This is a genomic window from Paraburkholderia sp. MM5482-R2 (assembly GCF_050436125.1).
In the GTDB taxonomy this organism is placed as follows: Bacteria; Pseudomonadota; Gammaproteobacteria; order Burkholderiales; family Burkholderiaceae; genus Paraburkholderia; species Paraburkholderia tuberum.
Map to the genome: position 1 here is coordinate 1,477,078 of NZ_JBNDLP010000002.1, position 26,329 is coordinate 1,503,406.

Genomic DNA, 26,329 nt, shown 5'->3' on the forward strand with positions numbered 1-26,329 from the left:
TGACGGGCGTGTGTCATGTCATTGCCACGGTCTGGCGCAATAGGAGATTCATCGTGAAATCTGACCAACTGATCGAGCGACTTGCCGCGGTATTCGCATTGATTGTGCTCGTGGGTGGGTCGTTGCTGGTGCTGGCGCCATTTACGACCGCGCTGCTGTGGGGCGCCATCCTCAGCTACAGTTCCTGGGGACTCTACCGGCGACTCACTGGCGTGGTCGGCGGGCGGCGCAAGCTGGCCGCGACCTTGATCGTGCTGATTATTCTGGTCGTGGTGCTCGGGCCGTTCGTCTATGCGGGTTTCGCGTTCGGCGCGCATGTTCACGACATCGTTGCGCTGGTGCAAAGACTTTTCGAGTCGGGGTTGCCCGATCTGCCGCCGTGGGTGCAGCGGATCCCGCTGGTTGGTTCGAGCATCGAGGCCTTTTGGGAGCGCTTGACCAGCAGCAATTCCGAGTTGATCGCGCAATTGCACACGCTCGCCGCGCCGGCTGGGAAGTGGATTCTGGCGGCGGCGCTTGCGGTGACGCATGGGCTGGGGCTGCTGGCGTTGAGCATCGTGCTCGCGTTCTTCTTTTATACCGGTGGCGAGGGGGCGGCCGCCTGGCTGAACGCCGGCATGCGTCGAGTAGCCGGTGAGCGCGCCGAGTATCTGCTGGCGCTGGCGGGCAGCACGGTGAAGGGGGTGGTCTACGGGATTCTTGGTACGGCCCTCGTACAGGCGGTTCTCGCGGGATTCGGTTTCTGGATGGCGGGCGTACCGGCGCCGGCGTTGCTCGGGCTCGTGACGTTTTTTCTGTCGGTGGTGCCGGGCGGTCCGGTCATTGTCTGGTTGCCGGCAGCGATCTGGCTGTATCAGGGCGGGTCGACTGGATGGGCGATTTTTGTGGTCATATGGGGCCTGCTGGTAGTCGGCATGGCCGATAACGTCATCAAGCCGATCCTGATCGGCAAAAACAGTGACATGCCGTTGATTCTGGTGATGCTCGGCATCCTCGGCGGCGCGTTTGCGTTTGGTTTTCTTGGTGTTTTCATCGGCCCGACGTTGCTGGCGGTCGCTTATACCGTGCTGCATGATTGGACGATCGGCGCATCCGCTGCCCAGACGCTGGCGCCCGAAGTGAAAACCCCATCGATAGACGATCCGGGCCGTATGGGAAAGATCCCCTAAGGAAAACCCCAGGATTTCGCTTGCAAGTTCTGGCTGCGGCGACTAGAATTCCGCACTTTCGCGCTCCGGACGCCGGGGTGCGGAGAAGCGGGAAGCCTTTGATGGCGTGGGCTTCGGCGGCGTGGGCAGGTTAGGCGAGTGATAAAAACCTGTTGACGATCCGACGGAAGTTCTCCATAATTTCGCTTCTCTGCTGCAGACGCAGCGACGCAAACGAAGCAGTGCCGGGTAGTGGTGGTTCAGGCGCGGCGGGTTTGGCGGACCGATCTTTAAAAACTAACAGTCGATAAGTGTGGGCGCTTGATGCGGAATGCGGCGGCGGATTCTCCGGAATCTGCTGTCAGGCAGAAGTATCAGAAGCCTCACACAGTATTAGAGGAAGGTTTGTCTGTCGAAAGACGGATCAATCATCGTCAGTACGTTGAGTGAGCGACCGGGTTCGAGAGAGCCCGAACACAGTAACAGGTTTGAACTGAAGAGTTTGATCCTGGCTCAGATTGAACGCTGGCGGCATGCCTTACACATGCAAGTCGAACGGCAGCACGGACTCCGGTCCGGTGGCGAGTGGCGAACGGGTGAGTAATACATCGGAACGTGTCCTGGAGTGGGGGATAGCCCGGCGAAAGCCGGATTAATACCGCATACGCTCGGGAGAGGAAAGCGGGGGATCTTTCGGGACCTCGCGCTCAAGGGGCGGCCGATGGCAGATTAGGTAGTTGGTGGGGTAAAGGCCTACCAAGCCGACGATCTGTAGCTGGTCTGAGAGGACGACCAGCCACACTGGGACTGAGACACGGCCCAGACTCCTACGGGAGGCAGCAGTGGGGAATTTTGGACAATGGGCGCAAGCCTGATCCAGCAATGCCGCGTGTGTGAAGAAGGCCTTCGGGTTGTAAAGCACTTTTGTCCGGAAAGAAAACCTCGTGGCTAATATCCGTGAGGGATGACGGTACCGGAAGAATAAGCACCGGCTAACTACGTGCCAGCAGCCGCGGTAATACGTAGGGTGCGAGCGTTAATCGGAATTACTGGGCGTAAAGCGTGCGCAGGCGGTGCTGTAAGACCGATGTGAAATCCCCGGGCTTAACCTGGGAACTGCATTGGTGACTGCAGCGCTGGAGTATGGCAGAGGGGGGTGGAATTCCACGTGTAGCAGTGAAATGCGTAGAGATGTGGAGGAACACCGATGGCGAAGGCAGCCCCCTGGGCCAATACTGACGCTCATGCACGAAAGCGTGGGGAGCAAACAGGATTAGATACCCTGGTAGTCCACGCCCTAAACGATGTCAACTGGTTGTCGGGCCTTCATTGGCTTGGTAACGTAGCTAACGCGTGAAGTTGACCGCCTGGGGAGTACGGTCGCAAGATTAAAACTCAAAGGAATTGACGGGGACCCGCACAAGCGGTGGATGATGTGGATTAATTCGATGCAACGCGAAAAACCTTACCTACCCTTGACATGTATGGAATCCTGCCGAGAGGCGGGAGTGCCCGAAAGGGAGCCATAACACAGGTGCTGCATGGCTGTCGTCAGCTCGTGTCGTGAGATGTTGGGTTAAGTCCCGCAACGAGCGCAACCCTTGTCCCTAGTTGCTACGCAAGAGCACTCCAGGGAGACTGCCGGTGACAAACCGGAGGAAGGTGGGGATGACGTCAAGTCCTCATGGCCCTTATGGGTAGGGCTTCACACGTCATACAATGGTCGGAACAGAGGGTTGCCAAGCCGCGAGGTGGAGCCAATCCCAGAAAACCGATCGTAGTCCGGATCGCACTCTGCAACTCGGGTGCGTGAAGCTGGAATCGCTAGTAATCGCGGATCAGCATGCCGCGGTGAATACGTTCCCGGGTCTTGTACACACCGCCCGTCACACCATGGGAGTGGGTTTTACCAGAAGTGGCTAGTCTAACCGCAAGGAGGACGGTCACCACGGTAGGATTCATGACTGGGGTGAAGTCGTAACAAGGTAGCCGTATCGGAAGGTGCGGCTGGATCACCTCCTTTCCAGAGCTGTGCATTCCCTGCACTCAAGTGCTCACGCTTATCGGCTGTGGTTAGAAGCAACGCAGACAGGCTCAGGGTCTGTAGCTCAGCCGGTTAGAGCACCGTCTTGATAAGGCGGGGGTCGATGGTTCGAATCCATCCAGACCCACCACGGTCTTGTCTGGTGAGCTGAAGGGCTGGGGCCGCTGGACTATCTGTGGGACTGGGGGATTAGCTCAGCTGGGAGAGCACCTGCTTTGCAAGCAGGGGGTCGTCGGTTCGATCCCGTCATCCTCCACCAATCCTCAATGCGCAGGGTTCTGCATGAAGGCAGAGCGTTGCGCATTGGCGATTGAGCCAGTCAGAGCGGTACACAGTTTGACTGTGATATCGGCTGTCGTTCTTTAACAATCAGGAAGAAGTAGTAAAGAGATTCACGAAAGGCACCTGGAGATGGGTGCCGAGTAGGTGAATCAGGGTTGTGATTGTATCGATGTATTTTAAAGGTGATCGAGAGATCGCTTTGGAATACGGCGCAACACGAATACTCAACCTGTAGCGAGTGCGTCTATCCCCTCCGGGGATGGGACCCACGTAAGCGCTAAAGCGCTAACGTGGGTCGACACAGAGACACACCCGTTATAGGGTCAAGCGAACAAGTGCATGTGGTGGATGCCTTGGCGATCACAGGCGATGAAGGACGCGGTAGCCTGCGAAAAGCTCCGGGGAGCTGGCAAACGAGCATTGATCCGGAGATGTCCGAATGGGGAAACCCACTCCTAATGGAGTATCCGTAGCTGAATCCATAGGCTGCGTGAGGCGAACGCGGTGAACTGAAACATCTAAGTAACCGCAGGAAAAGAAATCAACCGAGATTCCCAGAGTAGTGGCGAGCGAAATGGGATCAGCCGGTACACGTTATCTGTATTGTTAGTCGAACGCTCTGGAAAGTGCGGCCATAGCAGGTGATAGCCCTGTAGACGAAAACAGCATGGAAGAACTGGGTGTACGAGAAGTAGGGCGGGACACGTGAAATCCTGTCTGAAGATGGGGGGACCATCCTCCAAGGCTAAATACTCGTGATCGACCGATAGTGAACCAGTACCGTGAGGGAAAGGCGAAAAGAACCCCGGGAGGGGAGTGAAACAGATCCTGAAACCGCATGCATACAAACAGTCGGAGCCTCTGCGAAGGGGTGACGGCGTACCTTTTGTATAATGGGTCAGCGACTTACATTCAGTGGCGAGCTTAACCGATTAGGGCAGGCGTAGCGAAAGCGAGTCCGAACAGGGCGTCCAGTCGCTGGGTGTAGACCCGAAACCAGGTGATCTATCCATGGCCAGGTTGAAGGCACGGTAACACGTGCTGGAGGACCGAACCCACTAACGTTGAAAAGTTAGGGGATGAGCTGTGGATAGGGGTGAAAGGCTAAACAAACCTGGAAATAGCTGGTTCTCTCCGAAAACTATTTAGGTAGTGCCTCGTGTCTCACCTTCGGGGGTAGAGCACTGTCATGGTTGTGGGGTCCATTGCGGATTACTACGCCATAGCAAACTCCGAATACCGAAGAGTGCAATCACGGGAGACAGACATCGGGTGCTAACGTCCGGTGTCAAGAGGGAAACAACCCAGACCGCCAGCTAAGGTCCCCAAATATGGCTAAGTGGGAAACGAAGTGGGAAGGCTAAAACAGTCAGGAGGTTGGCTTAGAAGCAGCCACCCTTTAAAGAAAGCGTAATAGCTCACTGATCGAGTCGTCCTGCGCGGAAGATGTAACGGGGCTAAGCCATATACCGAAGCTGCGGATGCACAGTAATGTGCATGGTAGGAGAGCGTTCCGTAAGCCTGCGAAGGTGCACTGGAAAGTGTGCTGGAGGTATCGGAAGTGCGAATGCTGACATGAGTAGCGATAAAGGGGGTGAAAGGCCCCCTCGCCGTAAGCCCAAGGTTTCCTACGCAACGTTCATCGGCGTAGGGTGAGTCGGCCCCTAAGGCGAGGCAGAAATGCGTAGCTGATGGGAAGCAGATTAATATTTCTGCACCATTGTGAAATGCGATGGGGGGACGGATCGCGGAAGGTTGTCCGGGTGTTGGAAGTCCCGGTCCTTGCATTGGAGAAGGCGCTTTGGCAAATCCGGGCGCGGGATTCAAGGGTGCGAGGCGAGCCACTTCGGTGGCGAAGCAACTGGAAGGGGTTCCAGGAAAAGCCTCTAAGCTTCAGTTTCACAGTGACCGTACCGCAAACCGACACAGGTGGGCGAGATGAGTATTCTAAGGCGCTTGAGAGAACTCGGGAGAAGGAACTCGGCAAATTGGTACCGTAACTTCGGGATAAGGTACGCCCTCATAGCCTGACTGGCCTGCGCCAGAAGGGTGAAAGGGTTGCAATAAACTGGTGGCTGCGACTGTTTAATAAAAACACAGCACTCTGCAAACACGAAAGTGGACGTATAGGGTGTGACGCCTGCCCGGTGCCGGAAGATTAAATGATGGGGTGCAAGCTCCTGATTGAAGTCCCGGTAAACGGCGGCCGTAACTATAACGGTCCTAAGGTAGCGAAATTCCTTGTCGGGTAAGTTCCGACCTGCACGAATGGCGTAACGATGGCCACACTGTCTCCTCCCGAGACTCAGCGAAGTTGAAGTGTTTGTGATGATGCAATCTCCCCGCGGCTAGACGGAAAGACCCCATGAACCTTTACTGCAGCTTTGCATTGGACTTTGAACCGGTCTGTGTAGGATAGGTGGGAGGCTATGAAGTTGGGACGCCAGTCTCAATGGAGCCGTCCTTGAAATACCACCCTGATCTGTTTGAGGTTCTAACCTTGGCCCGTGATCCGGGTCGGGGACAGTGCATGGTAGGCAGTTTGACTGGGGCGGTCTCCTCCCAAAGTGTAACGGAGGAGTACGAAGGTACGCTAGGTACGGTCGGAAATCGTGCTGATAGTGCAATGGCATAAGCGTGCTTGACTGTGAGACTGACAAGTCGAACAGGTGCGAAAGCAGGTCATAGTGATCCGGTGGTTCTGTATGGAAGGGCCATCGCTCAACGGATAAAAGGTACTCTGGGGATAACAGGCTGATACCGCCCAAGAGTTCATATCGACGGCGGTGTTTGGCACCTCGATGTCGGCTCATCTCATCCTGGGGCTGTAGCCGGTCCCAAGGGTATGGCTGTTCGCCATTTAAAGAGGTACGTGAGCTGGGTTTAAAACGTCGTGAGACAGTTTGGTCCCTATCTGCCGTGGGCGCTGGATATTTGAAGGGGGCTGCTCCTAGTACGAGAGGACCGGAGTGGACGAACCTCTGGTGTACCGGTTGTCACGCCAGTGGCATCGCCGGGTAGCTATGTTCGGAAGAGATAACCGCTGAAAGCATCTAAGCGGGAAACTCGCCTTAAGATGAGATATCCCCGGGGCTTCGAGCCCCTTGAAGGGTCGTTCAAGACCAGGACGTTGATAGGTCAGGTGTGCACGTACAGTAATGTACTGAGCTAACTGATACTAATTGCCCGTAAGGCTTGATCCTATAACAGGTGTGTCTCGACCCGCGGTAGTGCTTCAGCACTTACGCGGGTCCGATCCCCGAAGGGGATTGGTGTGAACTCCCGCGGGAGCTCACAGAAACGCCCGGTTGGGATTCAGTGTTGTGCCAGAAACAACACAACCCTCCCCACTCGAATCCTTTACGCTTCTTCCCGATTGGCTGTGGCGCAACCGGTTGACTCCAACCCTGCGACGCAGCAACCCGTCATGCCTGATGACCATAGCGAGTCGGCCCCACCCCTTCCCATCCCGAACAGGACCGTGAAACGACTCCACGCCGATGATAGTGCGGATTGCCCGTGTGAAAGTAGGTAATCGTCAGGCTCCCCCCCAGTCAGAAACCCCACCCGCCGCGGTGGGGTTTCTGCGTTTACGCGGCCAAATCAACAACAACATGCTCGACCGGGCACGAACAATAAGCGTGGTCGGACGCCGTTGCCAGCCACTGCCAAAAGTAGCCTGTTGATCGACGCGTTTTTGCGCATACGACCTGCGCACAAACAAGCGTCTAGCGCGTCCCGAGCGCTGCTCGGTGGCGTTCCCGCGCTCAACGCTAGCCTCCCGCACGTATCTAAGGACACAAGGATGTAGTGGTCAAGTTATTTCGGACAGGCTGATAGGTTCTTTTACTGTCGGTTTTGCCTCGTAGGCAACGGGCGACAGATAGCCCAAAGTCGAATGCAAGCGTACTGCGTTGTAAAAACCGACGATGTACTGGTTGATGTCGCGCCGTGCTTCATCGTGGTTGGCGTACTGACCGGTGAAAGACGATCAACGGGTTCAGCAGAAACTCGCCGCCTGAAGTCCCTGCTCATCAAGTTGCCTATACACCGATTGCTGCTCGATGCTCTTGACCGGCACGAAACGCATGTTCGGCCGCGCGACTGCCTCGCAGATTGCCTCAGCATCCGCCGCGTCATTCTTGTTCGTCTTGACGTACGGTTTGACAAACTGCGGTGCAATCAGTCGGACCGTATGGCCCATGGCCTGCAGCTTGCGGGCCCAATAGTGCGCGCTGGCGCACGCTTCGATCCCGATCACGCAGCGGGGAGGTTGGCGAAGAAGTCCGCAACGTGATTTCGCTTGAGCACTTTCTTCAGCACCGTTCGACCATGCTCATTTACACCATGGACGGCAAAAACGTTCTTCGCCAGATCGATGCCAACTGTCGTAATCTTCACGATGGGCGCTCCCCTCGGTCAGGTGGTTGCTTCGACACATCCACTTTGGCACATTGATGCCGCTTCGGGTGGGGGCGTCCATCCCATTAGTCTTGACGCTAGCTCGTTCGACGGCAGCGACCACTTCTGCTTGTGCTGCGCGATGAGTTCGAGAACGGCCTGCAGTCGCAAGATCGCCTGTGGCGCGCCGACCGTGCGGACCGCCGGCTTCTCCCTGAATCCGTCGTGAAGCGCGACCTTCCACTGGGCGGCAGACAGTTCAAGCGACACTGCCAGGATGACGCCCTCAGCATGTTGCTCCGGTAACGTGATTTGCGTCCATGATGCCCTCCGTGGAGCAAACCTTGGCACGGTCAATCTTACGACTCGGGCCTTGACGACTCTCACGCTACATAGGATCTGATTGTTCGCCGGGTCGCTGCGCGCTGGCCAACGTGCGGCCGCAATCATGAGCCTCATCCGCTCAGCGCAACTGAACGGTCATGAACCCCACGCATATCTGAAAGACATCGGGACACGGCCGCCCACCCACAGGGCAAGCGACATCGCCGCATTGCTGCCACATAACTGGCAACCTCTTACCGCTGTCGCCTGATTCACCGTTCGTCAACGTGGGTTCGCCAGCCGCTTACCGTACGCACGCAAGGCGCCGGATCATACGGAAGTTGCCTGTCCCTGCCACGGAAACGCGGCCAGCACCTCCCGGATCGCCATATCGAAAGGCGTGCGTCGGCCGATTCCGAGTACCTCTAAACGGCTCGATGCCAGATGACAGTTGTGCGGGCGCGGCGTCGCGTCGGTGGGTGTGCGCTGGGGCGTCAGGCGCGCGTCGAGTTGCAACGCTTCTGCCAGGCGCATGGCGATCTCGTACTTGTTCATCGGTTCGTCGCCCGACCATTGCACGATGCCAGAGACCGTGTCGCCGCGCGCGTGCCGCTCGAGCATCTGTCGGATCACGAAAGCGACATCGGGCGTGAACGTAGGATAGCGGATCGCCCAAGCGTCCATCCTGGCAGCCTGGGCCCCCGGCGCCGCCGCCGCCGCAATCGCCGGCACGAGGCTAGTCACGGCCGATTCCGACCAACTGACGATCGGACCATATAGCAGCGGCAGACGCAGCACGCATCCGCCCTCGGCCGTGTCGGTCAGCGCTCGCTCGCCTTCGAGCTTGCTCTGTCCGTACGCGTTCAGTGGCGCAGGTGTGCTGTCGTGACGATAGGGCGGGTGCGTGCCGTCGAACACGTAGTCGGTCGAGATCGACAGTGTCCACGCGCCGTGTCGGTTCGCCGCCCCGGCGATCATTCGCACGGCATCGACGTTCAGCGCGCGAGCAAGCGCCGGATCGCGCTCGCATACATCGGGACGGCGCTCCGCCGCGGCAATCACGACGGCATCCGGCGCTACGCGGTCGATGAAACGCTCGACCGCAACGCTATCGCGAACATCCAACGCGACCATTCGCGGAGACGTTCGGCTATATGCGGTGGAGACGGTCTGCCAGCCGGTTTGGCGCGCGAGTTCGTCGTTGAGCGCGCGGCCGAGCAATCCGGAACCACCTATTACGGCAACCTTGAACATGCGCGGCACCCTCAGCGCACAGACGTGACCGTGTATCCGGCCTCGTCAATCGCGGCCTTCAGCGCATCGACGGGTTGCGCCGACTCCACGAGCACGCGGCCGGTCGCGAGATCCACCTGAACCTGCGCGGCGGCGTCGTGCTCGCGAATCGCGCTCGTGACAGCGGCAACGCAGTGCTGGCAGCTCATGCCTTCTACATGGAGTTCGATTGTCATTGCAAAGACCTCGGCGGAATCAGATTGCGGATAGTCGAATTATGCCTGCCGTACCCTGTTTGGGTAGCTGACCTTCCCACCATGGGAAGGTGTAGGATCGATTGGAGTTCAGCCGCAACCTTGAGGAAACAGTCATGAACATAGGCGAAGCGGCCCGCGTGTCGGGCGTTACGGCAAAAATGATCCGCTACTACGAAAGTGTCGGCCTACTGACTGCGAAGGCGCGCACGAGTGCCGGTTATCGCGTGTATGGCCCGCAGGAAGTGCATTCCTTGCGCTTTATTCGCCAGGCTCGCCGGCTCGGATTTCTGGTCGAGGATATCCGGCGGCTGCTTGCTCTATGGCACGACCGCTCGCGTGCAAGTGCCGAAGTAAAGCGGATCGCGCTCGAACATGTCGCCGAACTCGATCGCCGCATCGCCGAACTGACGGACATGCGCGACACTCTCGCGCATCTGGCCGATCATTGCCATGGTGATGACCGGCCAGATTGTCCGATTATCGAGCGACTGGCGGACACCGATCTTGTATCCGGACAAGGTTGCCGCCCGCTTTAGCGGCTGATCGAAGTGCAACCCAGCCTGCCGATTCTCAAGGTCGAGCGATTCATGCACCGAAAGTGCGCATAAAAATTGCGAAAACGATGTCCACTTAAAGGACGCCTGGATGAATCGCAATAAAATCAGGAACTGCATTGCACCTTTCGAGTGCACTATTCCAAAACGGAATGCACACCATGCGGGCATTTCACTGTTCAGGTTGCACCTTAAGGCTATAATACGGGTTAACCCTTTACGGGAAATCCCTGATGCCAAATCACCGGGGATTTGATCTGATCCTTGGAGAACATCATGTTTGCATTCCTTCTTGAGACGCTCAGCAACTGGTTCGAAACCGCGGAACGTAGCCGTCGTGAGGCATATCTCGCCTCGTCGTCGGATATCGTTCAGCTCGAACAGCGCATCCGTTCGCTCGAAACCAACGGCTATTCGCTGTAAGTTTCCGCTTTGAGTTTGACCTGGCGGCGCCTGCTTTTGCGCGGCCGTGCAGTACCAATGTCGAGCCCCGTCAAAGCGGGGCTTTGTCGTATCTGGACATCGAAATCCGCGTGTCCCTTCAACGTTTTTTCGAGTGAACGGCGCAAGAAAGCTGCTGATGGCGAATATCGACTAGCTTCGTAACGCGGCCCGCGGTAATGTATGGCGTTTTTCGCGCAAGACGGCATTCATAACCAATCGGGCTGTCCATGTCCTCCGTCCGTTCGCTGCAAACTTTCCGAGCCGTGATGGCCGCAGCCGCCATGGCGACGCTCGCCGCCCTCTGCGCCGCGTCGGACGCATTCGCGGTGTCCGATAACGGGCGTCCCGCCGTGATCCTCGATACGCTTGGCGGCGTCAATAATGGCCAGAGCGGTACCGTACTGCTGAGCTCGCCGCCTGCGCCGGAGCCGATCGTCGCCGCGCCGCCAATCGCGGCACCGGTCGAGCTGCCTCCGGAATCGTCGCCGCCGTTCGTGGTCGCGCCGTATATCCAGTTGCCGACGGGTGGTGGCGTGCCGCGGCCGATGCCTCGAGCGGTGCCCCTTCCGCAATAGGTACCGACGGCGCGAGAGATCGTCGGCGGTGCTTCTGCGCGGTCCCGTTTCTCCCCCATACGCCAGCTTGCCTCGCACCCGACAATCTCATTCGGGTTTGGGCGCATGGCGTCCGTGAAACCGTCCGACGACAATCGTTGCGCGCCTCGCCGCCGTGAGCTTCGATCTCGGCATGTGCGCCTGCGTCACTGCTTCGAACGGAAAACACAACAAGGAGACGTCACCATGCTCAATCAATGGATGCAGCGTGCGACGCGCACCTGCGTGATGCTGCTCGCACTGGCTGCGTTGCCCGGCGCTGGGTTCGCGAAGGACACACCGGAAATGCCGACACTGACGATGGCCGTCGGCGGCTTACCTGGCCTGTACTATCTGCCGGTCCTCGCCGCACAGCAGCTCGGCTACTTCAAGGACGAAGGCCTGAACGTCACGCTCGAAGATTTCGCGGGCGGCTCGAAAGCGCTCGAAGCGGTGGTGGGCGGCAGCGCCGAAGTCGGCGCGGGCGCGTTCGAGCACACGTTGTTCATGCAGGCGAAGGGGCAGCACTATCGCGCGTTCGTGTTGATGGGCCGCGCACCGCAGATCGTGATCGGCGTGGTGAAGTCGAAGGCCAATCAGATCAAGTCGCTCGCGGACTTCAAAGGCGCGAAGGTCGGCGTGAGCGCACCGGGTTCGTCGACGGATCTCGTGCTCACCGTTGCGTTGCGCAAGGCCGGCGTGCAGCGCAGCGACATTTCGGCGATCGGTGTCGGCAGCGGCGCGACGGTGCTGGCCGCAGTGGGCAGTGGGCAGATCGACGCGCTGTCCAATGTCGATCCAATGATGACCAAGCTCACGCGTAGCGGCGCCATCAAGGTGCTTGTCGATACGCGCACGGTGAAAGGCACGCAGGAGGTGTTCGGCGGCATGATGCCCGCGGCGACGCTTTACGCGGCCGAAAGCTTCATCCAGAAAAATCCGAAGACAACGCAGGCGCTGACCAACGCGATCGTGCGTGCGAATCATTGGCTGCAGACTGCGAGCGACGCGGATCTGCTGAAGATGGTGCCGCAAGCCTATCTATTGGGCGACCCGACGCTCTATCTCGACGCCTTTCACAACGTGCGCGACGCGTATTCGCCGGACGGACTGATGCCCGCTGATGGCCCGGCGACGTCGCTGCGCGCGTTGTCGTCGTTCGATAGCCGGCTCGATCCGAAGAAGATCGATCTGGGTGCTACCTATACGAACCAGTTCGCGAGCAAGGCGGCCGCGCAGTTCAAGTGAGCGTATGCGGAGATCGGGTTGCGCAAGACAGCTGACGGGGAACCGCGCGCGGCACGCTCACGCGCCGCTCATCACGTTCAATTGCCGCGATATTCGACCTTGAACGTCGCAGCCTTGTCCTCGCCGAGCGTTTTGACGAGCCATGGCATCTGATCCTTCAGCGTCTTGGCGAGCGTATACGGCGGATTCAGGATGAACATGCCGCTACCGAACAGCCCATAGCCGTCTTCCGGCGGATTGCTGACGCTCAGGCTGACGTGCAGCCAGTTGTCCTTCTGCAACTGCTTCAGTTGATCGGGAAAGCGCTGCGACTCAGGGCGCTTGACCTGCGGATACCAGACCGCGTACGTGCCGGTCGGAAACCGCTTCAGACTTTCCTCGACACAGCGCAGCGTGCGCCCGTAATCGCGCTTGTCTTCATACGACGGGTCGAGCAGGATCAGCGCGCGGCGCGGCGCGGGCGGCAACAGCGTGAGAATCCCGTCGAAGCCGTCGCCCGCATACAGCATTGCGCGTCGGCCCGCGTCGCGAAAATTGTGGCGCAGCACGTCGATTTCGGTGCTGTGCAATTCGAAGAGCCGCATACGATCCTGCGCGCGCAGTTGTCGCCACGCAAGATACGGCGAGCCCGGATAAAAATGCAACTGGCCATCGGCATTGAGCGCGCTGACTTCATCGACGTATTCGGCGAACAGCGGCGGGAGATCGTTGCGGCCCCACAGTTTCGCAATACCCGTTTCGAACTCGCCGGTCTTCGTCGCGTAGCCTTCCTTCAGCGAGTAAACGCCGGCGCCCGCGTGGGTGTCGATATACCAGTAGGCTTTGTCCTTCTGGCCAAGGTAGCGCAGGAGCTGCAACACGACGGCGTGTTTCAGAACGTCGGCGTGATTGCCGGCATGAAAGGCGTGGCGGTAGCTGAGCATGATGAGAGGACGCTGAGAGAGCGCAGGCTGGCCCGAAGGAGCCGGCGACGCGCGGTCGCGTATTGTACGCGACCGCGCGTGCCCGGTTAGCCACCCGGTGCGTGGCGCTGCGCGCGCGATTACTCGTGCGCGTCGCCGATGATCTCCTCGATCCGCTGCTTTATCTCCGGTGTGATGCGCTTGGCCACCTCGGCGGACTGCATGTTTTCGCCGATCTGTTCGACCCGCGAGGCGCCCGTGATCACCGTGCTGACATTCGGATTCTTCAGAATCCACGCGATCGCGAGCTGACCGACCGTGCAGCCGAGCTCGTCGGCGACCGCGCCGAGCTGGCCGACCACGTTGTTCCGGGTCGGGTCCGTGAGCTGCTGGCGCAGCCAGTCATAGCCCTGCAACTGCGCGCGACTGTCGGCTGGCACGCCGTCACGATATTTGCCGGTGAGCAGACCCGATGCGAGTGGGCTCCACGTGGTCAGGCCGAGGCCGATGTCCTCGTAGAGCCGTTTGTATTCCTGCTCGACGCGTTTGCGGTGAAACAGGTTGTATTGCGGCTGCTCCATGACCGGCTTGTGCAGATGATGCCGCTCGGCGATTTCATAGGCGGCGCGAATCTCGTCGGCGCTCCATTCCGAGGTGCCCCAGTACAGCGCCTTGCCGCGCGCGATCATGTCGCTCATTGCCCACACCGTTTCCTCGACCGGCGTGTTCGGGTCCGGACGATGACAGAACACGAGATCCACATAGTCGAGCTGCAGGCGCTTCAGCGACGCGTCGATCGCGTTCATCAGGTACTTGCGGTTCAGCGTGTGGTACTGGTTCGGCGCTTCGTTGAGTCCCCAGAAGAATTTCGTCGACACGACGTAGCTCACGCGCGGCCACGCGAGCTCCTTCAACGCATGGCCCATGATCTCCTCGGATTTGCCGCCCGCGTAGACTTCGGCGTTGTCGAAGAAATTGACGCCCGCGTCGCGCGCAGCGGCAAGCGATTCGCGCGCGGCGCGGTGATCCACCTGGTTGCCGTACGTGACCCATGAGCCGATGGACAACTCGCTCACTTGCAGGCCCGAGCGGCCCAGACGTCGATAATTCATGCATGTCTCCTGGTTGGTGATGCCACGGGAATGGAGCCCGGATTCAGCCCGAAAGCGTCCAGTTTAAAGAGATACGGCTCGATGTGCGTTTTACCTATGTCGTTCACAGGGTTCATGCACAATAGCAAAGTCGGCCGCCGCGCTGCATCCGCCGAACGGTCTATACCGTTTGGCCGACTTCTCGCCGCGCGCGGTCTCGTGGTCTCATTGCTCATCAACTGCATGGAGGTTCTGGATGTCGTCTCTGAACTCGAATCTGAACGGCAAAGTTGCCGTCGTCACTGGTGCCGCGAGCGGCATCGGCAAACAGATCGCGTTGACTCTGTCGGCCGCGGGTGCTGTGGTCGCGATCGCCGACCTGAACCAGGACGGCGCGAACGCCGTGGCTGAAGAAATCAGAAAGGGCGGCGGTAAGGCAATCGGCGTGGCAATGGACGTGACGAACGAAGATGCCGTCAACCAGGGGATCGACAAGGTCGCCGAGGAATTCGGTTCGATCGACATTCTCGTTTCCAACGCCGGCATCCAGATCGTCAATCCGATCGAAAACTATTCGTTCTCGGACTGGAAGAAGATGCAGGCCATTCACGTGGACGGCGCGTTCCTGACCACCAAGGCCGCGCTCAAGCACATGTACAAGGACAATCGCGGCGGCGTCGTGATTTACATGGGCTCGGTCCACTCGCATCTCGCCTCGCCGCTGAAGTCGGCGTACGTGACCGCGAAGCACGCTCTGCTGGGCCTGTCGCGCGTGCTTGCCAAGGAGGGCGCTGCGCATAACGTGCGTTCGCACGTCGTGTGTCCGGGCTTCGTGCGCACGCCGCTCGTCGACAAGCAGATTCCCGAGCAGGCGAAAGAATTCGGCATCAGCGAAGAGGAAGTGATCAAGCGCGTGATGCTGGGCGGTACCGTCGACGGTATCTTCACGACGGTCGAAGACGTCGCGCAGACCGTGCTGTTCCTGTCGACATTCCCGAGCGCGGCGCTGACCGGCCAGTCGTTCGTCGTGAGCCACGGCTGGTACATGCACTAAGGGGCGGCCCATGGCGCAACGCAATCTGAAGCGGGCACGGGTGGGCGTGTCGGGCGACGGGGAGGGCGCGGGGCCGTCGGTCGCCGCCCGCCCGCTCCGGCATCTCCGGTTGCCCAACTACGAAACCGTCGCGCTGATGCTGCAAGGCGGCGGCGCGCTCGGCGCCTATCAGGCCGGCGTCTTTCAGGGACTTTACGAAGCCGGCATCGAACCGAACTGGATCGCGGGCATCTCGATCGGTGCACTGAATACGGCGATCATTGCGGGCAATCCACCGCAACGACGCGTCGAGCGTCTGCTGCAATTCTGGGAGACGATCTGCCAGCCGGCGTTCGGGGCGCCCTTGCCGGCTCCGATCGAACACCTGCTGTTCAATTCGAGCGAAGCGGTGCGCAAGGCATTTACGGCAGCGCAGGCAATGAGCGCGATCGTCGAAGGGCAAAAGGGCTTTTTCGTGCCGCGTTTCCCACCGCCGTTGCCCACGGTGTCCGGTCCGCCGCAATTGGCGAGCTACTACGACACCACGCCGCTGAAGGCCACGCTCGAGTCGCTGTGTGATTTCGACCGGATTAATTCCGGCGAAATACGCGTGTCGGTGGGCGCGGTGAATTGCGGCACGGGCAATTTCGCGTACTTCGACAATACCCGCACCACGCTCAGGCCCGAGCATTTCATAGCGTCTGGCGCGTTGCCGCCGGGCTTCGCGGCTGTCGAGATCGACGGTCAGTTCTACTGGGACGGCGGCCTGATGTCGAATACGCCGCTCTACGAGATGCTCCAGTCCACGCCGCGTCGCGACACGCTCGCGTTTCAGGTCGACCTATGGAGTGCGATCGGGCCGGTGCCGGACAACCTCACCGACGTGCAGGGCCGCATGAAAGACATCCAGTATTCGAGCCGTACGCGTCTCGTGACCGACATGCTGCAGCGCTCGCAGCGTTTCCGCCACGTACTGCGCGAGGTGCTGGACCGTGTGCCAGAAGACCAACGCGACGATCCGTGGTGCAAGCTGGCCGAAGATCTGTCGTGTTCAAAGCGCTACAACGTGATTCACCTGATCTACCGGCACAAGGAATACGAAGGACACTACAAGGACTTTCAATTCGGTCTGTCGACGATGCGCGAGCATTGGCGAAGCGGTCTCGAAGATATTCTCCGTTCTCTCGAGCAGCCCGACTGGCTCGATATGCCGGAAAACGATGCCGGGTTCGTCACCCACGATATTCATCGGGATTCGCGCTGATTCCTCGCGGAGAGCCCCGACGCCGCGCCAACCAAGGCCGAACCGTCAGAAAATAAAAAAACGGCGCCCTTTCAGAAAAGGGCGCCGTTTTTGCAGGCGATGGCAGCGGCGAACCTGCTGCACTTGCACGGCAAACCTCCGCGCTGTGAATCGCCTTACTTCAGCACGTGAGCAATCGCGGTGGCGACGACGTCGAGATTGCGCGTATTGAGCGCAGCCACGCAGATGCGGCCCGTGCTGACCGCATAGATACCGAACTCTTCGCGAAGACGGTCCACTTGCGGTGCCGTCAGACCCGAGTACGAGAACATGCCGCGCTGTGCGTTCACGAAGCTGAAGTCACGATCAACGCCGCTTGCCTTCAGACGCTCGACGAGACCATTGCGCATCGCGCGGATGCGCTCGCGCATTTCGCCCAGTTCGCTTTCCCACGTCGCGCGCAGTTCCGGCGATGCGAGCACGGCCGCGACCACCGAGCCGCCGTGCGTCGGCGGGTTCGAGTAGTTGGTGCGGATCACGCGTTTCAGTTGCGACAGCACGCGCGCCGCTTCTTCCTTGCTCGCGGTGATGATCGACAGTGCGCCGACGCGCTCGCCGTACAGCGAGAACGACTTCGAGAACGACGAAGACACGAACACGTTCAGTTCCTGCGCCGCGAACAGACGCACGGCTGCCGCGTCCGCTTCGATGTTGTCGCCGAAGCCCTGGTAGGCGATATCGAGGAACGGCACGAGGTTGCGCGCCTTGACGACCTCGACGACCTGCTTCCACTGCTCGACGCTCAGGTCGACGCCGGTCGGGTTATGGCAGCACGCGTGCAGCACGACGATCGTGCCCGCCTCATAGCTGTTCAGCGCGCTCAACATGCCGTCGAAGTTCACGCCGTGCGTCTGCGCGTCATAGTACGGATACGATTCGACGACGAAGCCCGCGCCTTCGAACAGCGCGCGGTGATTTTCCCAGCTCGGATCGCTGATCGCGACCTTGCTATTCGGATTCACGCGCTTCAGGAAGTCCGCGCCGATCTTCAGCGCGCCCGTGCCGCCCAGCGCCTGCGCCGTGACGACGCGGCCGGCCGCGACCAGCGGCGAGTCGTTGCCGAGCAGCAGCTTTTGCACGGCGGCATCGTAAGCGGCGATACCTTCGATCGGCAGATAGCCACGCGGCAGCGCGGCTTCGACGCGGGCCTTTTCCGCCTCGCGCACGGCGCGCAGCAGCGGAATCTTGCCTTCTTCATTGAAGTACACGCCAACGCCGAGGTTGACTTTGGTGGCGCGCGTATCGGCGTTGAAAGCTTCGTTCAGGCCCAGAATCGGGTCGCGGGGAGCAAGTTCGACGGCGGAGAACAGAGACATGATGGGTGGGCAGCAGTAGTGAAAAGAGGGCGGCTTCGCGCGCGAGCGGCCTCATCTGGGGCGTCGGCGGCGTTTCGCGGGTGGGCGTGAGTTCGACGAAACGCGAAAATCGGGGACGGCCTATGGACAGCGGCGAGCGAGCGCAACTTCGCATTGTAACGAATCCGGGCGCTTTTTTCGGACGACCAGACGGGCAAAAGGCGATTATTTGCTTGAAAAACAGGCACTGGAGAGCCATGTGGCAGTAAGGAATTCGAGCGGGCGTGGCGATGTCGACGGCGCGAACAGGCCGAGGTGCGCTGCCCATTGGCGCTGACTGCGCCACGATGACGCGTGGCGTGGAGGACAGAGCCCGGCATGGGAGTTCGCGGTAAACCCCGTCAGGGCGCGCAAGTCCGCAAAGGGCCATAACACACCGGCGCCCAGGGCAGCCCTACGTAAGCCCGCTCGATCTTCGCTTTCCGCAACCCGTTAGAATGATTCTTTGCCCAAGGCCCGGTGCCGCCCCTCATGTCCGAACACCATCTGACTGAAGCCGACGATACGCTCGACGAATCAAAATTCATCGCGTTCGAAGGTTCACCGTTCAAGCTCTACCAGCCGTATCCGCCCGCCGGCGACCAGCCCACGGCCATCGACACGCTCGTCGAAGGCGTCGGCGACGGTCTCGCGTTCCAGACGCTGCTCGGCGTGACCGGGTCCGGCAAGACTTTCACGATGGCCAACACGATCGCGCGGCTCGGCCGCCCGGCGATCGTGTTCGCGCCGAACAAGACGCTCGCCGCGCAGCTGTATTCGGAGTTCCGCGAGTTCTTTCCGCGCAACGCGGTCGAGTACTTCGTTTCGTACTACGACTACTACCAGCCGGAAGCGTATGTGCCGCAGCGCGATCTGTTCATCGAGAAAGACTCGTCGATCAACGAGCATATCGAGCAGATGCGGCTGTCGGCGACCAAGAGCCTGATGGAGCGGCGCGACGTGGTGATCGTCGCGACGGTGTCGGCGATTTACGGTATCGGCAATCCGTCCGAATACCACAAGATGATCCTGACGCTGCGCACCGGCGATCGGCTCGGCCAGCGCGACGTCATCGCGCGGCTGATCGCGATGCAGTACAGCCGCAACGAAGCCGACTTCCAGCGCGGCTCGTTCCGCGTGCGCGGCGACACGATCGATATCTTCCCGGCCGAGCACGCCGAGATGGCGGTGCGCGTCGAGCTGTTCGACGACGAAATCGAAACACTGCAGCTATTCGATCCGCTCACCGGCCGCGTGCGACAGAAAATTCCGCGCTTTACCGTGTATCCGTCGTCGCACTACGTGACGCCGCGCGATACCGTGCTGCGCGCCGTCGAAACGATCAAGGCCGAGCTGCGCGAGCGCCTCGAATTCTTCTATAGCCAAGGCAAGCTCGTCGAGGCGCAGCGCCTCGAGCAGCGCACCCGTTTTGACCTCGAAATGCTGCAGGAGCTCGGTTTCTGCAAGGGCATCGAGAACTATTCGCGGCACTTCTCGGGCGCGGCGCCGGGCGAGCCGCCGCCGACGCTCGTCGATTACCTGCCGCCCGACGCGATCATGATGCTCGACGAATCGCACGTGCTGATTGGCCAGCTGAACGGCATGTACAACGGCGACCGCGCGCGCAAGGAAAACCTCGTCGACTACGGCTTCCGGCTGCCGTCGGCGCTCGACAACCGGCCGCTCAAGTTCAACGAGTTCGAGCGCAAGATGCGCCAGGTCGTGTTCGTGTCGGCGACGCCCGCCGATTACGAGAAGAGGACCGCGGGGCAGGTCGCCGAACAGCTTGTGCGTCCGACCGGCCTCGTCGACCCTGAAATCGAGGTGCGGCCGGCGCGCAGCCAGGTCGACGACGTGCTTGGCGAGATCAACGAGCGCATCAAGGCCGGCGACCGCGTGCTGGTCACGACGCTGACCAAGCGGATGGCCGAGCAGCTCACCGAGTTCCTGGCCGACCACGGCATCAAGGTGCGCTATCTGCACAGCGACATCGACACGGTCGAGCGCGTCGAGATCATCCGCGATCTGCGTCTCGGCGCGTTCGACGTGCTGGTCGGGATCAACCTGCTGCGCGAGGGGCTCGATATTCCCGAGGTGTCGCTCGTCGCGATTCTCGACGCGGACAAGGAAGGCTTCCTGCGCGCCGAGCGTTCGCTGATCCAGACCATCGGCCGGGCGGCGCGTAACGTGAACGGCAAGGCGATTCTGTACGGAGACAACATCACGGACTCGATGCGTCGCGCGATCGACGAAACCGAGCGGCGCCGTACGAAGCAGATCGCGTTCAACGCCGCGCACGGCATTACGCCGCGCGGCGTCGTGAAACGGATTCGCGACATCATCGATGGCGTGTACAACATCGACGAAGCGCGTGCCGAGTTGAAGGAGCAGCAGACTCGCGCGAAGTTCGAGGACATGTCCGAGAAGCAGCTCGCCAAGGAGCTCAAGCGCCTCGAAAAGCAGATGATGGAGCACGCGAAGAATCTCGAATTCGAGAAGGCCGCGCAGACCCGCGACCAGCTAGCGCTGCTGCGTCAGCGCGTGTTCGGCGCGAACGTCGGCGACCACGTGTCGGGCGTCGAATAGCTAGCGTCCCTCCACCGCTTTTGTCCACCACGAAAGGGCGCGGCCATTCGCCGCGCCTGTTCACATCGGCCGGCGCTTTAGCTCCCGCTGCAGCCGTCGGCGCGGCCAACTTGGCCGTGACGAATTCCGTCCCTGTTTCCCCGCCGCACGAAGGTTTCTTAAGCGAGCCTTAAGACCCTGCTGACATCAGGCAGAGCGTGCTGACAGGTTTGTTCTCGTCAACGATCGATGATAAACTCGCCCCAATATTGAGAATGGTTCGCATTTAAATTTACATCTGACTTGCGGCCGCAGCGTTTCAATGAAATCGATTCCAGTCTGATAGAAACAAGGAGCTTCAATGCGGATTTCTTCCTTTGTGCGCGGTGGCGCGGCAGCGGTAGCTGCTGTCGCGGCGCTGTCGGCCTCGGCCGCCGAATATCCGATCGGCAAACAGCAGATCCAGGGCGGCATGGAAATCGGCGCGGTCTACCTGCAGCCGGTCACGATGGAACCCGAAGGCATGATGCGCAAGGCGTCGGATTCGGACATCCACCTCGAGTCCGACATCCACGCGGTCAAGAACAATCCGACCGGTTTCGCCGAAGGCGACTGGATGCCGTATCTGCAGGTGCACTACGAACTGACGAAGGCCGGCTCGAACCAGCCGTTGAAGGGCGACCTGATGCCGATGGTCGCGAACGATGGTCCGCACTACGGCGACAACGTCAAGCTGCAAGGCCCGGGCAAGTATCACCTGAAGCTGATCGTCGAACCGCCGATGCAAATGGGCCACATGGCGTTCGGCCGTCACGTCGACAAGGAAACCGGCGTGGGTCCGTGGTTCAAGCCAATCACGCTCGAATACGACTTCACCTTCGCTGGCATCGGCAAGAAGGGCGGTTACTGATCGGCGCGCGGTGCCAACGCGGTCGCTCAACGTATCAGTGAATGCAGCAGACGGCGCGCGGACAGTCGGAGTCATATCTGGCATTGGCGCGTCGCGTTTTCCGGAAAGGGCAATGAGAATCAACCGAAAGATCGCGATGCTTGCCGCCGCGTTTTGCCTGGCGGCCACGGCTCATGCAGCCGACCTGCCGACCTTCAAGCTCGAAATGAACGACGGCAAACTGAACCCGGCCCGCATCGAAGTGCCGGCAGGCCAGCGTATCAAGATCGAAGTACGCAACACCGGCAAGGGCGCGGCCGAATTCGAAAGCGTGCAGTTGCGTAAAGAGAAGGTTCTGGCGCCGGGCGCCGATTCGTTCGTCGTGATCGCTCCGCTGGAGCCGGGCGAATACAAGTTTTTCGACGACTTTCACCACCAGGCGCAGGGCGTGATCGTCGCGAAGTAAGCAGTGGTCTCGATCGAATGCGAACGCGAACTCGCCACGGCAAGCGGGCGCTGTCGGCGCGAGGCAACGGAAGCGGGCAGTAGAAGGATCGAAGGGAGAGCTTGAATGGGTCAGATTCTGTTCGTCGTGTGGCGGGAGAGCGTCGAGGCGCTGCTGGTCGTCGGCATCCTGTACGCGTGGTTGAAAAATGGCGACGACGACGCCCGCCGCGGCTTGCCGTACCTGTGGGGCGGCGTGGCGGCCGGCGTGATCGCGGCGGTGGCGCTCGGCGCGGCGCTGGTCGGCTTCACCGAGGTGCTCTCCGGTGACGCGCAGGATTACTTCCAGACCGCGATGGTGCTCATCGCCTGCGTGCTGATCGTGCAGATGGTGCTGTGGATGAAGCAGCACGGCCGCACGCTGAAGCGCGACATGGAACAGTCGCTGCAAAAGAGCCAGCGCGATTCGAACTGGTGGGGCGTGGCGCTGCTGGTCGCACTGGCGATCGCGCGCGAAGGCAGCGAAACCGTGATCTTCCTGTACGGCCTCGGCTTTGGCCAGTCGGGTCATGTCGGCGGCAGTCAGATGCTCGCTGTCGTGATCGGTCTCGCGCTTGCGTTCCTGACCTTCTACGTGTTGCAGCTCGGCGGCAAGATCATCTCGTGGCGGCTCTTTTTTCGCGTCACCGAAATCATGCTGCTGTTCCTCGGCGCGGGGCTGTTCCAGACCGGCGTCGACAAGCTGATCGACAAGGAAATCCTGCCGACGCTCGTCGACCAGCTGTGGAATTCGTCGGCGATTCTCGATGACTCGAGCACCTTCGGTTCGCTCGTCGCGCGACGCTGACCGGCTACCGCGCGCATCCGGCGCTGATGAATCTGCTCGCCTATGCCGTGTATTGGGCGGTCGTTTATCTGCTCGTGCGCCGCGCCAGTCGCAAGCCCGCGCAGCAGACGGTAGGGCGCGCGGCATGAGCGCCGTGATGGCTGCCCGGCCGGGCCGCCTCGCGGCGGCCGGCCAGTGGATGCAGCGCCACGGCGCGGTGATTCGCGGCATCCAGTGGGTCGTGGTCGCGGTGTATGCGTTCCTGATCGTCGTGCCCGCGCTGATGCCGCTGCCGGACGACACCGCGCATCTGTGGAACAACCTGACGCTCGCCGCGCAGTTCGTGTTCTGGGGCATCTGGTGGCCGTTCGTGTTGCTGTCGATGGTGATGCTCGGCCGCGTCTGGTGCGGCGTGCTGTGTCCGGAGGGCGCGCTCGCCGAATTCGCGAGCAAATTCGGCCGCGGCCGCGCGATTCCGCATTGGATGCGCTGGGGCGGCTGGCCGTTCGTCGCGTTCGGCATCACGACGATCTACGGGCAGATGGTGAGCGTCTACCAGTATCCGAAAGCGGTGTTGCTGGTGCTCGGCGGCTCGACCTTCGCGGCAATCGTGATCGGTCTGCTATACGGACGCGAGAAGCGCGTCTGGTGCAAATACCTGTGCCCGGTCAACGGGGTTTTTTCGCTTCTGTCACGGCTCGCGCCGTTTCACTACAAGGTCGACGAAGACGCGTGGCGCCGCTCGTATAAGAACGGCGAGCATGGGCATCGCGTGATTCCGATCAACTGCGCGCCGCTCGTGCCGTTGCGCAACATGAAAGGCGCGGCGGACTGCCATATGTGCGGCCGCTGCAGCGGACACCGCGATGCGATCGCGCTGACATGGCGCAAGCCGTCGACCGAAGTCGTGCAGTTGGGCGACAAGAACGCGAACCCGTGGGACACCGCGCTGATCCTGTACGGCCTGCTCGGCATCGCGATCGGCGCGTTCCACTGGACCGCGTCGCGCTGGTTCATCGACCTGAAGATGTTCGCCGCGACGTGGCTCGTCGATCGCGACATCACGTGGCCGCTCGACACCAACGCGCCGTGGTTCCTGTTCACGCATTACCCCGACCAGAACGACGTGTTCTCGTGGCTCGACGGCTCGCTGCTGATCGGCTACATCCTGTCGACGGCGCTTGTCTACGGCACCGTGCTGCTGCTGTTGCTGACGGGCGCGACGCGCATGCTCGGGCGCTTCGACGCAACGCGTCTGCATCACTTGACGCAGGGGCTGATTCCGATCGCGGGCGCGGGCGTATTCCTTGGTTTGTCGGCGACGACGCTGTCGCTGCTGCGCGCCGAGCACGTGTCGCTGTGGTGGGCGTCGGATCTGCGCATCGCAATTCTCGTGATTGCGAGCGCGTGGAGCGCATGGCTCGCGTGGCTCGTCACGCGCCGCTACAGCGAGCGCTTCGTGCAACGCGCGCTGGCGATGCTGTGGTTCGTCGCGGCGCTGGCGGTCGTCAATAGCGCGTGGTGGCTGATGTTCTGGGGCTGGGCCTCGAAGTAAGTCTTCAGCCTGTGTCCGGTGCGAACGCAGGCGCAAGCGCAAACGAAAAGCCGTGGGATGGTCACATCCCACGGCTTTATCATTTTCAGCGATGTACGCCGTTGCGCGCATCGGCTTTCGAGCGAGAACCAAAAAAGCGGCCTGGCTTGCTGCGACGGCTGGCTTGGTGTCTGCACGAAGGGGTCTAGTTCTCGCGTGCAAACCGTCGTGGCTGGCTAATGCCTAACACCTCTCTGGGAGGTGGTCCCCACAATACCCGGTACTTACCTCGTGTTGCCTTGCTACTTCGTCAGGATCAGCTTGCCGAGGCGCGTCGCACGCAGTTGATACGTGTCGCCGTTGTGCACGATGCTGATGTGACTATGGCCTTGCAGCAGCGCGTCGCTGCGCACGACCCGTTCCGACGTCTCGCTCTGGCCGGCGGTGCGTTGCGCGCCGGGTTTCGCCGCGGGCACGGCCGTCGTCGACGATTTCGGGCGGCTGGTTAGCGCGGCCACCGAGCGGCGCAGGCTGAGCGTGGAGGAGCGAGTCATATCGGTCATTCGTTTTAGCTTGTTCGTCGATTCGATGTGATCATTCTAAATGATAACCATTCCTATTTACAAGATCGAGAAATTGATCGGATCCGACTTTTGATAGCTGAATGAAAGTGCGTCTAGATGGCGATTCTGGAAGCCATTCTGACATGACCCCGCGAGAGCGCGGGCAGGGCGCCCGCGCGGTATGTCAGTGCAACGGTCCCGGTTCCTGCCCGGCCGCGACGTACTGGCGGATCAGCCGCACCGTATCGATATCGTTCTCGCGATACGCGGACTTGACGATCTCCTGCGTCTGCACGGCGTCCTGGTCGGTCGAGACGGGCAGCGTGGTCGCGTACTCGAAGCGTAGGAACAACTGCAGCTCATCGGGCTGCTCGATCGTCATCGTCAGGGAGCCGCCGACGTGCTCGGCGGTCGGCAGGATGTCATAGCGCACGCTTTCGCTTTCCTGCAGCGTGACGCGATCGCGCACGGTGGCCTGGCCGTAGTGCAACTCACGCTCGAGCACATTGCCGTCGCGCGACAGGATCGTGCAGCTGTCGAGACCAATCACGAACAGTTGCGGCTGCTCGGCGCGCAGCACGAGCCCTTCCCACAGCTGCTCGCGGGTCATCGATTCGACGAAGGGATTCAACGGATCGTTGATCTGAATAAGGTGTTCGAAATTCAAGACGACTGCGTCCTATGAAAATATTGCAATACCCGTGACCCGAACGGACGGCGTCCGACCGTCCTATGCGCGTTTGCTGCGACTGTTAAGCGACCGCGAGCGCGGAGCGGATCGAGATCGTGTGCGTGAGGATCTTGTGCACCGGGCACGCATTGGCAATTTGCAAAAGCCGTTCCCGCTGCTCGCCGGAGAGTTCGCCATCGAGCATGATCTGACGGTCGATCGTCGAGCCTGCGTCGCCGGTTTCCATCGACAGTTTGACGCGTACGCCCGCGAGCGGCCAGCCTTTGCGCTGCGCGTACATCTTTAGCGTGATCGAGGTACAAGCGCCGAGGCTCGACAGCAGCAGCGAGACCGGCGTCGGGCCGCGGTCGCCGCCGCCTAGCGATTCGGGTTCGTCGGCAAGCCAGGTGTGCTTGCCGTCGTCGAACACGACCTGGAAATTCGTCGAACCGATGTGGGCGGTGACGGTGGGCTCTGCCATGTGCGCTCCTCTGCTAGGGATCTAATAGCGTCGCGCGCCGCGGACTGTCGAAATCAACGCGGGCCGCGCGACATGAGCCGATATTGTGAACGAATTTAGCGGCGTTCGCGCCCCGAGGCGGGTGATTTGGCGGCGCGCGCGGGCTGGTGGCAAGCTTCGCCTCGCG

19 protein-coding genes, 2 tRNA genes, 3 rRNA genes and 4 pseudogenes are annotated in these 26,329 nt (G+C 60.6%); 18 read left to right on the top strand and 10 right to left on the bottom strand.

Annotated elements, in window-relative coordinates; all coding sequences use genetic code 11:
• Positions 1–53 precede the first annotated feature (53 nt).
• The 6 genes from OKW37_RS09715 (at position 54) to rrf (ending at position 7,018) form a co-directional block, all read left to right on the top strand.
• Positions 54–1,169, top strand: coding sequence for an AI-2E family transporter (locus OKW37_RS09715; RefSeq protein WP_090803817.1), 1,116 nt, complete (start codon positions 54–56; stop codon positions 1,167–1,169).
• 469 nt (positions 1,170–1,638) lie between these two features.
• Positions 1,639–3,171: ribosomal RNA gene (locus OKW37_RS09720) — 16S ribosomal RNA — on the top strand.
• A 74-nt stretch (positions 3,172–3,245) separates the two neighbouring features.
• Positions 3,246–3,322 (top strand) — tRNA-Ile (locus OKW37_RS09725).
• A 53-nt stretch (positions 3,323–3,375) separates the two neighbouring features.
• A tRNA-Ala gene (locus OKW37_RS09730) sits at positions 3,376–3,451 on the top strand.
• 344 nt (positions 3,452–3,795) lie between these two features.
• Positions 3,796–6,677 (top strand): 23S ribosomal RNA (locus tag OKW37_RS09735).
• Between the two features lie 227 nt (positions 6,678–6,904).
• Positions 6,905–7,018 (top strand): 5S ribosomal RNA (gene rrf / locus OKW37_RS09740).
• Together the 16S, 23S and 5S rRNA genes with 2 tRNA genes alongside form the textbook arrangement of a ribosomal RNA operon.
• 270 nt (positions 7,019–7,288) lie before the next feature.
• On the opposite strand, the pseudogene OKW37_RS09745 reads toward rrf, so the two are convergent.
• Together OKW37_RS09745 and OKW37_RS09750 are read right to left on the bottom strand one after the other, a co-directional pair.
• Positions 7,289–7,447 (bottom strand): annotated as a pseudogene (locus OKW37_RS09745) (IS3 family transposase); the annotation flags it as partial.
• Positions 7,448–7,522: 75 nt separating this feature from the next.
• A pseudogene (locus tag OKW37_RS09750) lies at positions 7,523–7,875 on the bottom strand (IS110 family transposase); the annotation flags it as partial.
• 403 nt (positions 7,876–8,278) lie between these two features.
• Between OKW37_RS09750 and OKW37_RS09755 the strand changes: the two are divergent.
• Positions 8,279–8,470, top strand: a pseudogene (locus OKW37_RS09755) (transposase domain-containing protein); the annotation flags it as partial.
• 59 nt (positions 8,471–8,529) lie between these two features.
• Here the strand turns inward: OKW37_RS09755 and OKW37_RS09760 are convergent.
• Together OKW37_RS09760 and OKW37_RS09765 are read right to left on the bottom strand one after the other, a co-directional pair.
• Positions 8,530–9,453 (bottom strand): dTDP-4-dehydrorhamnose reductase family protein, encoded by a 924-nt coding sequence (locus OKW37_RS09760; protein WP_429406792.1) that lies wholly within the window; start codon positions 9,451–9,453, stop codon positions 8,530–8,532.
• 11 nt (positions 9,454–9,464) lie between these two features.
• Positions 9,465–9,668 (bottom strand): heavy-metal-associated domain-containing protein, encoded by a 204-nt coding sequence (locus OKW37_RS09765; RefSeq protein WP_090803824.1) that lies wholly within the window; start codon positions 9,666–9,668, stop codon positions 9,465–9,467.
• Positions 9,669–9,802: 134 nt separating this feature from the next.
• On the opposite strand from OKW37_RS09765, the gene cueR reads away from it, so the two are divergent.
• The 4 genes from cueR to OKW37_RS09785 all read left to right on the top strand — a co-directional run bounded on the left by cueR (position 9,803) and on the right by OKW37_RS09785 (position 12,528).
• A complete protein-coding gene (gene cueR / locus OKW37_RS09770) occupies positions 9,803–10,225 on the top strand; it encodes a Cu(I)-responsive transcriptional regulator (protein WP_018418651.1) in 423 nt (140 codons plus the stop codon).
• Positions 10,226–10,519: 294 nt separating this feature from the next.
• Entirely contained in the window at positions 10,520–10,666 is a 147-nt protein-coding gene (locus OKW37_RS09775; protein ID WP_429406790.1) for a DUF3563 family protein, read from the top strand.
• A 287-nt stretch (positions 10,667–10,953) separates the two neighbouring features.
• Positions 10,954–11,262 carry a hypothetical protein gene (locus tag OKW37_RS09780; protein WP_429406788.1) on the top strand — a complete coding sequence of 103 codons (309 nt, stop codon included), beginning with the start codon at positions 10,954–10,956 and terminating at the stop codon, positions 11,260–11,262.
• A gap of 225 nt (positions 11,263–11,487) precedes the next feature.
• Complete coding sequence (locus tag OKW37_RS09785; RefSeq protein WP_429406786.1) at positions 11,488–12,528, top strand: ABC transporter substrate-binding protein; 1,041 nt, start codon at positions 11,488–11,490, stop codon at positions 12,526–12,528.
• Positions 12,529–12,605: 77 nt separating this feature from the next.
• Here the strand turns inward: OKW37_RS09785 and OKW37_RS09790 are convergent, their stop codons facing one another.
• Positions 12,606–13,451: a 23S rRNA (adenine(2030)-N(6))-methyltransferase RlmJ gene (locus OKW37_RS09790; protein WP_184062159.1), complete on the bottom strand. Its 846-nt coding sequence runs from the start codon at positions 13,449–13,451 to the stop codon at positions 12,606–12,608.
• Positions 13,452–13,570: 119 nt separating this feature from the next.
• Positions 13,571–14,542 carry a potassium channel beta subunit family protein gene (locus OKW37_RS09795; RefSeq protein WP_184062158.1) on the bottom strand — a complete coding sequence of 324 codons (972 nt, stop codon included), beginning with the start codon at positions 14,540–14,542 and terminating at the stop codon, positions 13,571–13,573.
• Positions 14,543–14,777: 235 nt separating this feature from the next.
• Here OKW37_RS09795 and OKW37_RS09800 point away from each other — a divergent pair, with 235 nt between their 5' ends.
• Both OKW37_RS09800 and OKW37_RS09805 read left to right on the top strand, forming a co-directional pair.
• The gene (locus OKW37_RS09800; protein ID WP_184062157.1) at positions 14,778–15,575 is read left to right on the top strand and encodes a 3-hydroxybutyrate dehydrogenase; all 798 of its coding nucleotides are present in this window, start codon (positions 14,778–14,780) and stop codon (positions 15,573–15,575) included.
• A gap of 10 nt (positions 15,576–15,585) precedes the next feature.
• A complete protein-coding gene (locus tag OKW37_RS09805) occupies positions 15,586–16,818 on the top strand; it encodes a patatin-like phospholipase family protein (RefSeq protein ID WP_429406783.1) in 1,233 nt (410 codons plus the stop codon).
• A gap of 155 nt (positions 16,819–16,973) precedes the next feature.
• On the opposite strand, the gene OKW37_RS09810 is transcribed toward OKW37_RS09805, so the two are convergent.
• Complete coding sequence (locus OKW37_RS09810) at positions 16,974–18,173, bottom strand: amino acid aminotransferase (RefSeq protein ID WP_429406781.1); 1,200 nt, start codon at positions 18,171–18,173, stop codon at positions 16,974–16,976.
• A 510-nt stretch (positions 18,174–18,683) separates the two neighbouring features.
• Here OKW37_RS09810 and uvrB point away from each other — a divergent pair.
• The 5 genes and pseudogenes from uvrB to OKW37_RS09835 all read left to right on the top strand — a co-directional run bounded on the left by uvrB (position 18,684) and on the right by OKW37_RS09835 (position 24,470).
• Positions 18,684–20,777 (top strand): excinuclease ABC subunit UvrB, encoded by a 2,094-nt coding sequence (gene uvrB, locus OKW37_RS09815; protein WP_184062154.1) that lies wholly within the window; start codon positions 18,684–18,686, stop codon positions 20,775–20,777.
• Positions 20,778–21,117: 340 nt separating this feature from the next.
• The gene (locus OKW37_RS09820; protein WP_184032585.1) at positions 21,118–21,666 is read left to right on the top strand and encodes an iron transporter; all 549 of its coding nucleotides are present in this window, start codon (positions 21,118–21,120) and stop codon (positions 21,664–21,666) included.
• 112 nt (positions 21,667–21,778) lie between these two features.
• A complete protein-coding gene (locus OKW37_RS09825; RefSeq protein WP_429356902.1) occupies positions 21,779–22,111 on the top strand; it encodes a cupredoxin domain-containing protein in 333 nt (110 codons plus the stop codon).
• Between the two features lie 105 nt (positions 22,112–22,216).
• Positions 22,217–23,064, top strand: a pseudogene (locus tag OKW37_RS09830) (FTR1 family iron permease).
• Positions 23,061–24,470: a 4Fe-4S binding protein gene (locus OKW37_RS09835; RefSeq protein ID WP_429406778.1), complete on the top strand. Its 1,410-nt coding sequence runs from the start codon at positions 23,061–23,063 to the stop codon at positions 24,468–24,470. Before OKW37_RS09830 ends, OKW37_RS09835 begins: the two are co-directional and overlap by 4 nt.
• A 281-nt stretch (positions 24,471–24,751) precedes the next feature.
• On the opposite strand, the gene hemP is transcribed toward OKW37_RS09835, so the two are convergent.
• The 3 genes from hemP to OKW37_RS09850 form a co-directional block, all read right to left on the bottom strand.
• Positions 24,752–25,012 carry a hemin uptake protein HemP gene (hemP, locus tag OKW37_RS09840; protein WP_429406776.1) on the bottom strand — a complete coding sequence of 87 codons (261 nt, stop codon included), beginning with the start codon at positions 25,010–25,012 and terminating at the stop codon, positions 24,752–24,754.
• Between the two features lie 184 nt (positions 25,013–25,196).
• On the bottom strand, positions 25,197–25,679 hold the full coding sequence (locus OKW37_RS09845; RefSeq protein WP_090803848.1) for an SRPBCC family protein: 483 nt from the start codon (positions 25,677–25,679) through the stop codon (positions 25,197–25,199).
• Positions 25,680–25,764: 85 nt separating this feature from the next.
• Entirely contained in the window at positions 25,765–26,163 is a 399-nt protein-coding gene (locus OKW37_RS09850; protein WP_184044399.1) for an OsmC family protein, read from the bottom strand.
• Positions 26,164–26,329: the final 166 nt, after the last annotated feature.

What these genes read in the sequence shown, in the direction of transcription:
- OKW37_RS09760 (WP_429406792.1), bottom strand. Translation starts at nt 9,453, where the DNA reads ATGTTCAAGGTTGCCGTAATAGGTGGTTCCGGATTGCTCGGCCGCGCG.
- OKW37_RS09765 (WP_090803824.1), bottom strand. Translation starts at nt 9,668, where the DNA reads ATGACAATCGAACTCCATGTAGAAGGCATGAGCTGCCAGCACTGCGTT.
- cueR (WP_018418651.1), top strand. Translation starts at nt 9,803, where the DNA reads ATGAACATAGGCGAAGCGGCCCGCGTGTCGGGCGTTACGGCAAAAATG.
- OKW37_RS09775 (WP_429406790.1), top strand. Translation starts at nt 10,520, where the DNA reads ATGTTTGCATTCCTTCTTGAGACGCTCAGCAACTGGTTCGAAACCGCG.
- OKW37_RS09780 (WP_429406788.1), top strand. Translation starts at nt 10,954, where the DNA reads ATGGCCGCAGCCGCCATGGCGACGCTCGCCGCCCTCTGCGCCGCGTCG.
- OKW37_RS09785 (WP_429406786.1), top strand. Translation starts at nt 11,488, where the DNA reads ATGCTCAATCAATGGATGCAGCGTGCGACGCGCACCTGCGTGATGCTG.
- OKW37_RS09790 (WP_184062159.1), bottom strand. Translation starts at nt 13,451, where the DNA reads ATGCTCAGCTACCGCCACGCCTTTCATGCCGGCAATCACGCCGACGTT.
- OKW37_RS09795 (WP_184062158.1), bottom strand. Translation starts at nt 14,542, where the DNA reads ATGAATTATCGACGTCTGGGCCGCTCGGGCCTGCAAGTGAGCGAGTTG.
- OKW37_RS09800 (WP_184062157.1), top strand. Translation starts at nt 14,778, where the DNA reads ATGTCGTCTCTGAACTCGAATCTGAACGGCAAAGTTGCCGTCGTCACT.
- OKW37_RS09805 (WP_429406783.1), top strand. Translation starts at nt 15,586, where the DNA reads ATGGCGCAACGCAATCTGAAGCGGGCACGGGTGGGCGTGTCGGGCGAC.
- OKW37_RS09810 (WP_429406781.1), bottom strand. Translation starts at nt 18,173, where the DNA reads ATGTCTCTGTTCTCCGCCGTCGAACTTGCTCCCCGCGACCCGATTCTG.
- uvrB (WP_184062154.1), top strand. Translation starts at nt 18,684, where the DNA reads ATGTCCGAACACCATCTGACTGAAGCCGACGATACGCTCGACGAATCA.
- OKW37_RS09820 (WP_184032585.1), top strand. Translation starts at nt 21,118, where the DNA reads ATGCGGATTTCTTCCTTTGTGCGCGGTGGCGCGGCAGCGGTAGCTGCT.
- OKW37_RS09825 (WP_429356902.1), top strand. Translation starts at nt 21,779, where the DNA reads ATGAGAATCAACCGAAAGATCGCGATGCTTGCCGCCGCGTTTTGCCTG.
- OKW37_RS09835 (WP_429406778.1), top strand. Translation starts at nt 23,061, where the DNA reads ATGAGCGCCGTGATGGCTGCCCGGCCGGGCCGCCTCGCGGCGGCCGGC.
- hemP (WP_429406776.1), bottom strand. Translation starts at nt 25,012, where the DNA reads ATGACCGATATGACTCGCTCCTCCACGCTCAGCCTGCGCCGCTCGGTG.
- OKW37_RS09850 (WP_184044399.1), bottom strand. Translation starts at nt 26,163, where the DNA reads ATGGCAGAGCCCACCGTCACCGCCCACATCGGTTCGACGAATTTCCAG.